Here is a 12,629-nt window from a genome sequence, read left to right as displayed (position 1 = left end):
CGATCCCGGGATGGGGTTGCAGAAGATGGTGCCGAATTGAAATGCAAGGCTGGTCCGCAAGGAATGAAAATCGCCGAACATGGGGTTCGGCAGGACCAGACCGAAGTACAAGGATCTCCGGCGGTTAAGTGACGCCGAGCATCCTGACATCAGGTAGTAAACAAGCAGTAAACAAAAGGAGGAACCCTATGGAGGGTCCCGAAATCACGGCTGTAGAAGCCACGATCGATAACGGATCATATGGCAAGCGCACGTTGCGCTTCGAGACGGGTCGTCTCGCCCAGCAGGCGGATGGGGCAGTAGCCGCCTATCTTGATGACGATTCCATGGTGCTGTCCACCACCACCGCCGGGTCCAGCCCCAAGGAGAACTACGACTTCTTCCCGCTGACCGTCGATGTGGAAGAGAAGATGTATGCCGCGGGCAAGATTCCCGGCTCCTTCTTCCGTCGCGAGGGTCGGCCCTCAAACGAGGCTATCCTGGCCTGCCGGCTGATTGATCGCCCCCTACGCCCCCTCTTCCCGCACACTCTGCGCAACGAGGTCCAGGTTGTGGAGACCATCCTGGCTGTCAACCCCGAGGATGCCTACGACGTGCTGGCCCTGAACGCCGCCTCTGCCTCCACCCTGATCTCAGGTCTGCCCTTCGAGGGTCCGGTCTCGGGTCTGCGCCTGGCCCTGATCGATGGCCAGTGGGTGGCCTTCCCGCGCTGGAGCGAGCGCGAGCGCGCCGTTTTCGAGCTGGTCGTGGCCGGTCGTGTGGTCGAGGGCGGGGACGTCGCCATCGCCATGATCGAGGCCGGTGCCGGCAAGAACGCCTGGAGCCTGATTTATGACGAGGGCCAGATCAAGCCCGACGAAGAGGTTGTCGCCCAGGGTCTTGAGGCTGCCAAGCCCTTCATCAAGGTTCTGTGCGAGGCCCAGAGCGAGCTCAAGGCCAAGGCCGCCAAGCCCACCAAGGACTTCCAGCTCTTCCCCGAGTACACTGACGAGCTTTATGCTCGCATCGACCAGGTGGCTCATGCCGACCTGGACCAGGCCCTGTCCATCGCGGAGAAGCTGCCCCGCCAGGATCGAATCCACGAGATCAAGGAGAAGGTCCGCGAGGCTCTGGCCGACGAGTTCACCGACATGGACGAGGCCGAGAAGGACAAGGAGCTGGGCAACGCCTTCAAGGAGCTTCAGCGCCAGATTGTCCGCCGCCGCATCCTGACCCAGGACTACCGCATCGATGGCCGTGGTCTGCGCGACATCCGCACCCTGTCCGCCGAGGTGGACGTGGTGCCCCGCGTGCACGGTTCCGCACTCTTCCAGCGTGGCGAGACCCAAGTGCTGGGCGTTACGACTCTGAACATGCTGAAGATGGAGCAGACCATCGACGCCCTGTCCGGCCCCACCACCAAGCGTTACATGCACAACTACGAGATGCCGCCCTATTCGACCGGCGAGACCGGCCGCGTGGGTTCGCCCAAGCGCCGCGAAGTAGGCCATGGCAACCTGGCCGAGCGCGCTCTGATCCCGGTTCTGCCCAGCCGCGAGGAGTTCCCCTACGCCATCCGTCAGGTCTCCGAGGCCATCGGCTCCAACGGGTCCACCTCCATGGGCTCCGTCTGCGCCTCCACCCTGTCCCTGCTGGCTGCCGGCGTGCCCCTGAAGGCCCCTGTAGCGGGCATCGCCATGGGCCTGGTCACGGGCGAGGTCGACGGTCGGCCCACCTACAAGACCCTGACTGACATTCTGGGTGCCGAGGATGCCTTCGGCGATATGGACTTCAAGGTGGCCGGCACCTCCGAGTTCATCACCTCCCTGCAGCTGGACACCAAGCTGGACGGCATTCCCGCCGACATCCTGGCCGCCGCCCTGCAGCAGGCCAAGGAAGCCCGGGCCACCATCCTGGATGTCATCAACGAGTGCATCGACGGACCCGCCGAGATGAGCCCCTATGCGCCGCGCATCATCACCACTCAGGTTCCGGTCGACAAGATCGGCGAGGTCATCGGCCCCAAGGGCAAGATGATCAACCAGATCCAGGAGGACACCGGCGCCGATGTCTCCATCGAGGACGACGGCACGGTCTACATCGCCTCCGAAGGCGGCGAGGCTGCAGCCAAGGCCAAGGAGGTCATCGACCAGATCGCCAACCCACACGTGCCCGAGGCGGGGGAGACCTTCAACGGCAAGGTGGTCAAGATCACCAGCTTCGGCGCTTTCGTCAACCTGACACCGGGCACCGACGGACTTCTGCACATCTCGCAGATCCGCAACCTGGCCAACGGCGAGCGCATCGACTCCGTGGAGGACGTCCTCAAGGAGGGCGACACCGTCGAGGTTATCGTCCAGGGCGTGGATGACCGCGGCAAGATCTCCCTGGCCATTCCCGGCTTCGAGGACCAGGAGTCCGCAGGAGGCCGTGATCGTGGAGGCCGCACAGACCGTCGTGACCGTGGCGGTGATCGTCGTGATCGCAGTGGTCGTGGCGACCGTGATCATCGTGATCGCCGCAGCCGTTCCTCCGAGCGCGAGGATCGGTATGAGGCACCGCGCCGCTCTCGCTCAGATCATGATGATCGCTACTACGACGACGAGGACCAGGAGGATCGTCCCCGGCACCGTCGTCAGAGCCGCGACCGCGACTATGAGGATGGCGGAGACTGGTTCGAGGACGAGGACCGTGGCTCCCGTCGCGATCGTCGTCGGGTCTCCCGCGACGATGACGAGGATCGTGGCGGCCGGGGCCGTGGCGAGCGTCGCGGCCGTGGTAGCCGTGCCGAGCGTGAAGACCGCAGTGACCGTGGCGGCCGTCATGAGCGTCGCTCTTCCGGACGTGGCGGCTATCGTGGCCGCAGGGAGAATCCGCGCTATGCGGCCGACGAGCACTACGACGAGTACCGTGCCGACAGGGAGGAGCGTTCCGAGCGTCCCCGTCGCCGGGTGCGCAGGGACTTCGACCCCTTCGACAGTGAGGATTGATTCCTACTGATGCCGGATGTTGATTGATTCGGTGTCTTCCGACAGGACCCCGTTCTAATGGGCGGGGTCCTGTTTTGTCTGCAGACCCTTCCGTGAGAGAATTGGAATATGTCCGTATCACTGATCGTGCTTATCGTCATTGTCCTGCTGGTCGTGTTGCTGGTCATCTGGGGCATCGGGGCTTACAACGGTTTGGTCAATCTGCGCAACCGAGTAGCCAATGGCTGGGCCCAGATTGACGTCCAGCTCAAGCAGCGTGCCGACCTGGTGCCCAATCTGGTCCAGACGGTCAAGGGTTACGCTTCACACGAGTCCTCCGTCCTGGAGGAGGTGACCAAGGCCCGCGCCGACGTGGCTCAGGCCCAGACAGCTGGCGGAGACCAGATGCAGGCCCGTGCCGATGCCGAGCAGAGACTGGGTCAATCCCTGGTCACTCTGATGGCTCGGGCGGAGGCCTACCCTGAGCTCAAGGCCAACCAGAACTTCCTGGACTTGCAGCGCCAGCTCAAGGACCTGGAGGACAAGATCGCCTACGCCAGGCAGTTCTACAATGACGTGGTCCAGAAGTTCAACACCCGCATCGAGACGGTCCCCTCAAACATCATCGCCTCCCTCTTCCACTTCCGTCAGGCCCAGTACTTCCAGGCCGACGAGGGCAGCCGCCAGGCGCCCGTTGTGGACTTCGGACAGTGAACGCACCAGCGGCCTCCTCCGGGAAACCGGTCTCAGGCCATCCCTCCTGGAGCACTTCCCGCTTTTTCCGAGCCTTGGCACTGGCTTTGGTGGCAGCCTTGGTGACGTGCATAGTCGCTGCTCTGCTTATCTTCAACAAGAATTGGCCGGACCTGGTATACGATTCAGTGGACTATGATGTCCAGGTCCTGGATAACGGCGATTTGCGCATCAGTCAGGACCTGACCGTAACCATGAACTCCCGTGAGGACGACAACGGCGACAAACGTCCCTGGAGGGAGCTCTACCAGCGTTATCAGATCAAGCCTGACCGGCTGACGGGCATCAGTGACATAAGCGTGCGCGACCTGACCAATGGCTCTACATATAGGCAAGCCGATCCGCCGACGGATCCTGATAACCTCGATCAGGTTCCCGACTGGGATAAGACCATGGCTGGCACCTGGTATATGGGCACAGTCTCGGACTCAGGATTGGAATCCTACAAGCCGGGCGACTCGGACCAAGGATCCGCCTGCGGCGCCCAGGGGGACCGGTGTCAGGTGGAGCTGGGTTGGAACATTCCGCAGATTGCCGAGGATTCAGGCCGGCGCTTCCGCATCGACATGACCTTCCACGGTGTCACTACTGCCCATCCCGATGTGGCTGAATTCCAATGGGAGCCCGTGGGCGACACCAACCAGATTTCCGTCGAGCATATGAGCGCTGATGTCAGGCTTCCCAAGCTTATAGGAACAGAGAAGGACAAGGATGCCAAGGCCTGGCTCCATTTCGCTGGTAAGGGTTCCTACCAGGTGGGCGATGACAGCCGTATCCACTTTTCAGCTGACCGGATCGGGCCAGGTCAGCATCTGGATTTGGTGGCTCTCTTCGATGCGAAGAGGGTTTCCTCGGTGGTCAGGACCGACTCTCAACCGGCGCGTGATCGCATCATCAAGCAGGAGCGCCAGCAGTATGAGCACTGGCACGCCGAGCAGACCAGACGGGCGCGGATCGGACTTTTGGCTGGTGTACTGACCGTCTTAGCTGCTATCGCGCTGATTGTAGTGATGCTCTGGCAGGCCTTCCGCACCTATGGAGACTCCCAGTACCGAGGCGATATTATCTACTACCGTCAGCCTCCTGATCTGTCACCGGCCGTGGCCGCTGTTATCAACGATTTGATGCTGACCCGAGAATCCCCTATTGGCAGGCAATTGTCAGCCACCATTCTCTCCCTGGCCTCCAAGCGGGCCATCGCTCTGATTCCGGTCAAGTATGAGGACCGGGCGAATTCCGGCGGAGGTTCCCTGACTAAGGTGATGCGCTCGCTGCTCCACAAAGGCAAACGGCAGTCCATGGAGGTGGTCATTAATCCGGTCTGCAGTCAGGATCGAGCCTCCCTGGCCCTGTCCTTAAGCGAGGAAGCCTGCCTGACCATGCTGGAAGGTGCTTCCGCTCTGATGGGCTCCAAGGATGAACGTTTCGACCTGTACGAGATGATTGCTCTCTTCTCCAGCACCGAAGCTAATCATGGCAAGGTCTATCTGGAGGCTTTCGACAAGGCCGTCAAGTATGAGACCAACAATGCTGACCTGCGTGCCTATCGTCATGGTATACAGATCTTGCCCTTCCTGGCCGTGCTCTTGGCCGCTTTCATCCTGCTGGCTGGATTCCTGCCGGGCACCGTGCTGGTACGTGCGCCATTGGCCGTGTTTCTGGTGGCTGTTGCAGCATTCTCCATTCGTTATGGTAGTTGGCAAGTGCTCAGCAGGAATGGACAGCTCATGGCTGGTCAGGTGTCAGGGCTTCGGCGCTATCTGCTGGACTTCAGCGATTTTAGCCACCGGGGCGTGGAGGATCTGGTGCTCTGGGACCGCTACCTGGTTTACGCTGCGGCCTTCGGTATAAGTGATCGGGTTGTCGCTCAGCTGGCACAGGCCAGCCCTGAACTGACCGACTTCGACTGGCTGAATAATAATGCGCGCGGGAGCCTGCTCTACTGTACCTTCCTGCCTTACAGCCAGAATGTTCCGGTGGCTTCCTCCGTGAGTGGCCCTGAAGCATTGGCTGCAAATTCAATGCTTGGCCAAGGCGGGGTGGTTGATCTGGGTACCCAGTTGACCCAGGGACTCGAACAGATCGGCGGCCTGATCGGCCAGGCCAGCGGCAACAGTTCTGGCAGTGGTATTGGTGGGTTTGGCTCCGGTGGTGGTTCCTTCGGTGGTTCCGGTGGTGGCTCCGGTGGTGGTTCCTTCGGCGGTCGTTGATACTGGGCCACAAGCTAAGCTCGATAGGAAGCCGGCGGCATTGAAGCTGGCATCAATCTACAAGACGGGAGTACATGTATGACATCGTCGATGCGGGCCTTGGGGCCCTTTACTACGACAGCGGTCGGACTGGGTTGCATGGGATTGTCCATCGAGGGCAAGCCGGACCAGGCAACGGCCATCGACGTTATCCATCAGGCTTTGGATGCCGGTTGCCGACATCTGGATACTGCCTGGTCCTACTACGAGTCAGGTGGTCCTGAGCAGACCAATGAACGACTGGTTCGCCAGGCTTTGGACTCCTGGAAGGGACCCCGTCAGGATGTGCTGGTGGCCACCAAGGTTGGGCACTACCGCAACTTCACCGATGGTCGGCCAACCTGGGCTGTGGACGGTCGACCGGAGAGCCTGATCAGACACGCCAAGGAGTCCGCTCAGGCCCTGGGCGTGGACACCATCGATCTGCTCTACATGCACCGGCCTGATCCGCAGGTGCCCTACCAGGAGTCCTTGGAGGCCATGGCCGAGTTGGCCAAGCAGGGCGTGGCCCGGACCCTGGGCGTCTCCAACGTAGACATTGAGCGGATGGACCTGGCTCGTCAGATTCTGGGCGATGACCTCGTGGCCGTGCAGAACCAGTTCTCGCCCACCTTCACCAGCTCCCGCCAGGAGTTGGACCATGCGGCCGAGCTGGGTCTGGCCTTCGTCTGCTGGAGCCCCTTGGGAGGCTTCCGAGCGCCCAAGGACGAAACCCGTTATGACACCTTCCGTCAGGTGGCCCAGGAGCGCGGTGTCTCCCACCAGCGCGTGGTCCTGGCCTGGGAGCTGTCCCAGAACCGCAACGTCTTCGTGGTTCCCGGGGCCCACAGGGCGGCCACCATTCTTGACTCCCTGCAGGCGGCCGACACGGAGCTGAGCGAAGAGGAGATGGACCGCCTGAACCAGGCGGCGACTGCATGAGCCTCAAGCCTAAACCAAGCGAGCATAACTCCCAGAGCGTTCAGGGAGAAGCCTGGGATCGGGAACGGACCCTGCTGGACAGCAGCCCCCTGTCGTCGCTGGACGATCAGGGTCGGCCAATTCCGGTCACCATTCCCATCGCCCTGGCGCCAGGGATCAAGGTGGTCTACACCACCAGGCTGGGCGGGGTCTCCTCAGGTGATTATGCCCAGCTGAATCTGGGCGGCAAGGGAGGCGATGACCCGCAGGCGGTTGCCGCCAACCGTCAGGCTCTGGGTCGCCAGCTGAACCGTCCCATGGTCCTGGTGGATCAGGTTCACTCAGCCCAGGTCTGGGATGCCGACCAAGGTCAGCCCCAGGGGCGTTGCGAGGCCGATGCTCAGGTGACCACCCGTCGCGACTTGGCCTTGGGCATCTTCGCCGCTGACTGCCTTCCCGTGCTTCTGGCCGACCCTCAGGCCGGCGTGATGGGGGCGGCCCACTGCGGCCGTCGGGGTCTGGTGGCTGGAGTCATTCCGTCAACAGTCCAGGCCATGGCCGACAAGGGTGCTGACCCGTCCAGGATCGTGGCAACCCTTGGACCTCGCATCTGCGCGGACTGCTATCAGGTGGGTTCGGACCTGGCCGATAACTTCGAGAAGCGTTTCCCCGGCGCATCTGGACCATGCAGGTTCGGCGGAATCGCCATCGACATCGCCACTGCTGCCATCGTGGAACTGAAGGCGGCAGGAGTGACCAATATTGTGGACTCCGCCCCCCGGATTGGCGCTGCGACCAGCTATCTGCGTCAGGACCCGGACCTGGAAGAGCTGTGCAGCCAGGACAGTGAGGGTCCCTCCCTACCAAAGCGTCTTGAGGATCTGCACCGACCGCTGTGCACCCTGGAGAACCCACTCTGGTATTCCCACCGCCGGGCCTCGCTGGCCAACAAGGCTGGGGAGGGGCGCATGCTGGCCCTTATTCTGGCCGATGACTGAAGCCGTGAGATTGATCGATCCGGTTTCTGGCAGCCGGAGCAGGCCTCGGGTGCAGATGTTCGGTGCAGATAGCGCCGGGTCTGCGCCCTTCCTTGTCCTCGCGTGAGTACCGTTGAGTGTATGAGTGAGAGCAGAGCATCAGCAGCCCCGTCCGAGGCCAGTCAGGATAACGCAGAGCCGGAGGAGCAGATCCAGCCAGTTGTAGCGGTGATTCTTGCGGCCGGTCTGGGCGTTCGGTTTGACGAGAACAACCCCAAGCAGCTGGTGCAGGTGGGCGGCAAACCCATCATCACCTGGTCAATTGACGCCTTCCAATCCAATGCCCGCGTCACCGACATTCTGGTCGTGGTCAACGATCGGGTTCGGGAGTCTGTCGAGGCCATCGTGGGTGCTGACACCTACGACAAGGTCCGCATGGTCATCCAGGGCGGCGTCGAGCGCATGGACAGCACCGAGGCGGCCCTGCAGACCCTGGCTGATGCGGAGATTCCCCAGGATGCCAAGCTGCTCATCCACGATGCGGTACGCCCCTTCGTCAGCCAGGAGTCCATCAATGGTTGCATCGATGCCTTGGATACATTCAACGCCGCAACCGTGGCCGTGGCCTCGAGTGACACCATGCTGATTGCCGGCGACCTGGGTGAGCGCAAGGTGGTGCGTCAGGTGCCCGACCGCGACAACATGTTCCGGGCTCAGACCCCGCAGGCCTTCCGCTTCGGCACCCTCCGCAAGGCCTACGACCTGGCCGCTGCGGACCCCGACTTCCATCCCACTGATGACACCAGGGTTGTGGTGGACCACTTGCCTGAGGAGCCGGTGGCCATCGTGGCCGGCAGCGTGACCAACATGAAGATCACCCTGCCCTCGGACGTGCCCATGGCTGAATGGATAGCGAGCTCCCTGGCCGGGTGAAGCCCTGTGTACCATGGGGCACATGGAGCAGATCAAGGTCATCGTCGCCGGATACGACCATTACGAGGGTGTTGACGTCAACCCCTCCAGCCAGGTCTCACAGGCTCTGGCCGAACATGGAATGGAGGGCATGCGAAAGGTCGGTCCAACCGAGGAAGATCCTCTGGAGGGCGTGGACTTGACTATTTCCTCCGTCATCATGCCCGTCAGCTTCGCCAAGGCCTGGCCCATACTGCATGAGGCCATAGAGCGGGTGCACCCCGATATCATCATCGCCACAGGGCTCAAGCGTCGGGCTCGTGGCATCGCCATGGAGCGTTGCGCTGTCAATCTCAAGGAGGACGACGCAACCGACCGTGACAACCTAGGTGAGAAGGAGTCCCAGGATGCCGTTCGTCGGACCAGCCGTCTGCCCATCGATCCCCAGGGTCCTGCCGCTTACTGGACCCGTCTGCCGCTGAGGGCCATCCTGCACGACTTTGGCACCTGCGGCATCCCGGCCACACTCAGCTCGGACGCGGGCACCTATGTCTGCAACGCGCTTTTCTACAACCTGCTGGCATGGGCTGCAGGGCACAAGGATGTCCTGGCCGGGTTCGTCAGCCTTCCCCTGGTCAACGAAAGCGGCGGACAGGAGCGCGGCCTGCCCCTGGATCAGCAGATACAGGCTGTGCGCGAGGTGGTCAATGAGACCATTCGCTATTACCGGAGGCCTTCCTCCAGCCCTATTCTGATTGCCTGAGCCCCGTATGTAAGGTCAGTGTGTCGGCAGCTTGTCAGACAGCAAATTTCGGCCTGGCATGGGGTAGAGTCGAGGTAAATCCACCGGACCGAAGACATCTTTGTCACGGGCCGGCATGTCTTGGTGGCGAAGAGGAGTGTTTCCATGGCCGAAGATCAGTTTCCCGTTGTCCTGCGAGGCTATGACAAGGAGCGGGTCGACCAGGCCCTGGCGGCCTCGCGGAGCAATCTTGCCCGGCTGCGTCAGCAGATCAAGGCCGATGACGATCGCATTCTGAAGCTGGAGGCGGAACTCCAGGAGGCCAAGTCCCGCAAGGTCGAGCAGCCTCGCAACTCCTTCGCCTCCCTTGGAGCCAACGCCCAACAGCTGCTGGCTTCGGCCGAGCAGACCAGCACCGAGCTGCTCAACCGCGCCAAGCAGGATGCGGCATCCACTAAGACCTCCGCCCAGGAGAAGGCGACGACCCTGGTCAACGAGGCCCAGCTTGAAGCCAAGCACATCGTGGACGAGGCCAACGCCAAGGCCAAGTCCATCGTCGAGGCCGCCAACGACGAAGCCAGGACCGTCACCACCACCGCCAAGCAGCAGAGCGAACAGAGCAAGTCCGCGGCCGACAAAGTGGTGGCCGAACGTCGCCAGGCCCTGGATCTGGAGCTGCAGAACTCCCGCGAAGAGCATGAGAAGCGGCTGGCCACCAACAAGGCCACCCAGGACAAGGAACTGTCCGAGCAGAAGGCCAAGGCCGCCAAGGAGATCGCCGACAAGCGACGCAAGAGCGACGAGGAGATCGCCAAGCTCAAGAAGGATGCCAACGATCAGATTCAGAAGGCCCTGGCCGATGCCAACAAGAAGCTGGCCGACGTGCGCGAGCAGGTCTCCAAGAGCCTGAATGACGCCCGCAGGCAGGCTTCTGAGATCACTGACAAGGCCAAGTCGGAAGCCCAGCAGATTGTGGACGATTCCAAGGTCACCAGCGCCGAGACCATGGCCAAGGTCAACGCCGAGGCCGAGCAGGTGCGCTCCGACATCGCCGCCCAGCAGGAGGATGCCACCAAGAAGGTGGGCGAGCTGCTCAAGAGCCTGGAGGAGCGGCGGGTCAAGACCGAGAAGGAGACCCAGGAGCTGATTGAGCAGGCCAAGGCCACCCGCAAGGATGCCGATTCGTTCGCCTCCTTCAAGCGCGAGGAGTCCGAGCGCAAGGCCAGCCAGCTGCTGGAGGAGGCCAAGCAGCGCGCCCAGGCCGAGGTCGAGGCTCAACGCAAGGCCGCACAGGCTGAGCTGGACGGGCTCAAGGACCACATCACCAAGCTGCAGCACCGGGAAGCCACCATTACCTCTCGGGTCGATGAGTTGCGGAACATCTTCTCCAAGTCCTTCGGCAACTTCGACGGCTTCCATGATGAGACTGTGGTCAATGACCAGGACGAGGGGCAGGCGCCAAGCGTGCCCGTGGTCAACGCGGTGCCTGCCGCTGATCCATTGCCGGCCCCAGCGACGAAGGCTGAAAGCGAGGATGATGGCGTAGGCCAGCCCCTTGCCGACACCCAGGAAGAAACCCCTCAGGCATTGGACGATCCGGTCGCAGCGAGTCAGCCAGCCGATGACCTGGCAACTGATGACGTGGCAGCTGATTCAGCCGGCAATTCCGAAGATGAGACCAGTGCGGCTGTGACTGTCCGATCCTCGGCCAATATGCCGACTCAGGTCCTGCCCTCCCCGGCACCGGGGGAACTGCCCGATGCATCCGACCAGACCGGTGATGCGCCGGCCCAGGCCAAGGGTGTGCAGGTGGAGAAGGTGGTCACTGACCAGGAGACCACGGTCATTCCGCCGGTCAATGATGGCGTGACCTCGACCGATCGGGACTGATCAACGAACTTCACTGTTCGTAAGGGCCGGATTGCAGGCATGATCTGCAACCCGGCTTTTTTCTTGCCTTGAAGTTGCCCGATCTCATGCCGAAACCGGCATGGGCGTCAATCTCGATCCGAACCCTTGCTCTGGCCTAGAGTCAGTGGTGAAGGGCGCAGGCCATGGGGTCCACAGGGTTGGGAGAGCATCATGCAGCAACCAAATCACTCATTATCAGAGTCACCCGCCACAGATTCGACCGATGCGGATGCGGGCAAACAGGGCGAATCGAGTGCATCTCCAGGGCCCTCACGCTCGTGGAGCGCCCAGGTGCGTCGGGGGGTGGACCTGCAATCCCTCTACGCCCTGGTGTATCTGTTGGTGGCCAATCTGATCGCAGGGGTTCTGAATCTGCCCTCGGTGGCTGCGGCCCTGGGCATTGCCCGTCAGCCGGGGCTAGGTGATCTGCTGGGCGATCTGGTCATGCTGGTCTTCCTCTTCGGCACCCGCGGCCAGGATCTGCTCGGCCGCGGCTCCAACCCGGTGCGGTACAAGGCTCAGGCCAACCCTGGTCCAGCCGTACTGGTCGGGGCCATCCTGCTGATCATGCTGGCCAGCAGCATCGAAACTGGCTTCACATGGGTGGTCAACCAGGGCTCCCAGGCACTGGGGCTGGTTTACCATTCCACCACTTCGCAGATCGCTGCGGGTCAGCATGGGTTCCTGTCGCCACTGGACACGGCTATCCTGGTCCCCGTCGTCGAGGAGTTCCTGCTGCGCGGCGTGGTCATGGGCAGGCTCAGACCCTACGGGCGAACCTTCGCCATCGTCACCTCCTCCTTTATCTTCGCCTGCCTGCACGGGGACATCACCCAGAGTCTGTTCACCTTCCTGTTGGGCCTGGTTCTGGGTTTCATCGCCATGGAATACTCCATCCTCTGGTCCATGGCTTTGCATATCTTCAACAACCTGGTCCTGGCCGACGCCATGATGTGGCTGACCCAGACGGTGCCGGCCCGCACCGGCACGCTGATCAACCAGGGAATGACCCTTCTGGGCCTGGTTGGGGGACTGGTCGTCCTCTGGCTGATTTGGGGACAGCTGGCAGACCGTTTGCACGCCAATCGCTCACGCCCTGGCACCTATAAGGGCTGGATCTCCCTTGGGCTGGCTGTCCTGGTGGTCCTGGCCGTGGTCAATGCGGCTCAGCGCTTCTCCCTGGCTTGATAGGTGCAGCTGTCCACATCCTCCTCCAGACGAACCCACGATGACCGAT

At 62.1% G+C, this 12,629-nt stretch carries 9 protein-coding genes; all 9 read left to right on the top strand.

Features of this window, described 5'->3' with window-relative positions; all coding sequences use genetic code 11:
• Positions 1-188 precede the first annotated feature (188 nt).
• The 9 genes from H3T90_RS03985 (at position 189) to H3T90_RS03945 (ending at position 12,580) form a co-directional block, all read left to right on the top strand.
• The gene (locus tag H3T90_RS03985; RefSeq protein ID WP_198229668.1) at positions 189-2,969 is read left to right on the top strand and encodes a polyribonucleotide nucleotidyltransferase; all 2,781 of its coding nucleotides are present in this window, start codon (positions 189-191) and stop codon (positions 2,967-2,969) included.
• 108 nt (positions 2,970-3,077) lie between these two features.
• Complete coding sequence (locus tag H3T90_RS03980; protein WP_046323346.1) at positions 3,078-3,662, top strand: LemA family protein; 585 nt, start codon at positions 3,078-3,080, stop codon at positions 3,660-3,662.
• Complete coding sequence (locus H3T90_RS03975) at positions 3,659-5,911, top strand: DUF2207 family protein (RefSeq protein ID WP_198229667.1); 2,253 nt, start codon at positions 3,659-3,661, stop codon at positions 5,909-5,911. Before H3T90_RS03980 ends, H3T90_RS03975 begins: the two co-directional genes overlap by 4 nt.
• Positions 5,912-5,989: 78 nt before the next feature.
• Positions 5,990-6,871 carry an aldo/keto reductase gene (locus H3T90_RS03970; protein ID WP_198229666.1) on the top strand — a complete coding sequence of 294 codons (882 nt, stop codon included), beginning with the start codon at positions 5,990-5,992 and terminating at the stop codon, positions 6,869-6,871.
• Positions 6,868-7,848 carry a purine nucleoside phosphorylase YfiH/LACC1 family protein gene (locus tag H3T90_RS03965; protein ID WP_232350556.1) on the top strand — a complete coding sequence of 327 codons (981 nt, stop codon included), beginning with the start codon at positions 6,868-6,870 and terminating at the stop codon, positions 7,846-7,848. Before H3T90_RS03970 ends, H3T90_RS03965 begins: the two co-directional genes overlap by 4 nt.
• Positions 7,849-7,968: 120 nt before the next feature.
• Positions 7,969-8,760 (top strand): IspD/TarI family cytidylyltransferase, encoded by a 792-nt coding sequence (locus H3T90_RS03960; protein WP_198229665.1) that lies wholly within the window; start codon positions 7,969-7,971, stop codon positions 8,758-8,760.
• Between the two features lie 22 nt (positions 8,761-8,782).
• On the top strand, positions 8,783-9,502 hold the full coding sequence (locus tag H3T90_RS03955) for a pyroglutamyl-peptidase I (protein WP_198229664.1): 720 nt from the start codon (positions 8,783-8,785) through the stop codon (positions 9,500-9,502).
• Between the two features lie 144 nt (positions 9,503-9,646).
• Positions 9,647-11,371, top strand: a complete 1,725-nt coding sequence (locus H3T90_RS03950; RefSeq protein WP_198229663.1) for a cell division protein — start codon at positions 9,647-9,649, stop codon at positions 11,369-11,371.
• Positions 11,372-11,563: 192 nt separating this feature from the next.
• Entirely contained in the window at positions 11,564-12,580 is a 1,017-nt protein-coding gene (locus H3T90_RS03945) for a CPBP family intramembrane glutamic endopeptidase (RefSeq protein WP_198229662.1), read from the top strand.
• The last annotated feature ends 49 nt before the right edge of the window (positions 12,581-12,629 follow it).

Origin of the sequence: Bifidobacterium polysaccharolyticum (assembly GCF_016101585.1) — a bacterium.
Taxonomy (GTDB): Bacteria; Actinomycetota; Actinomycetes; order Actinomycetales; family Bifidobacteriaceae; genus Bombiscardovia; species Bombiscardovia polysaccharolytica.
This window is presented reverse-complemented; position numbering and strand designations above follow the sequence as displayed.

Coding starts and splice junctions, on each gene's coding strand:
- H3T90_RS03985 (WP_198229668.1), top strand. CDS start 189: ATGGAGGGTCCCGAAATCACGGCTGTAGAAGCCACGATCGATAACGGA.
- H3T90_RS03980 (WP_046323346.1), top strand. CDS start 3,078: ATGTCCGTATCACTGATCGTGCTTATCGTCATTGTCCTGCTGGTCGTG.
- H3T90_RS03970 (WP_198229666.1), top strand. CDS start 5,990: ATGACATCGTCGATGCGGGCCTTGGGGCCCTTTACTACGACAGCGGTC.
- H3T90_RS03965 (WP_232350556.1), top strand. CDS start 6,868: ATGAGCCTCAAGCCTAAACCAAGCGAGCATAACTCCCAGAGCGTTCAG.
- H3T90_RS03960 (WP_198229665.1), top strand. CDS start 7,969: ATGAGTGAGAGCAGAGCATCAGCAGCCCCGTCCGAGGCCAGTCAGGAT.
- H3T90_RS03955 (WP_198229664.1), top strand. CDS start 8,783: ATGGAGCAGATCAAGGTCATCGTCGCCGGATACGACCATTACGAGGGT.
- H3T90_RS03950 (WP_198229663.1), top strand. CDS start 9,647: ATGGCCGAAGATCAGTTTCCCGTTGTCCTGCGAGGCTATGACAAGGAG.
- H3T90_RS03945 (WP_198229662.1), top strand. CDS start 11,564: ATGCAGCAACCAAATCACTCATTATCAGAGTCACCCGCCACAGATTCG.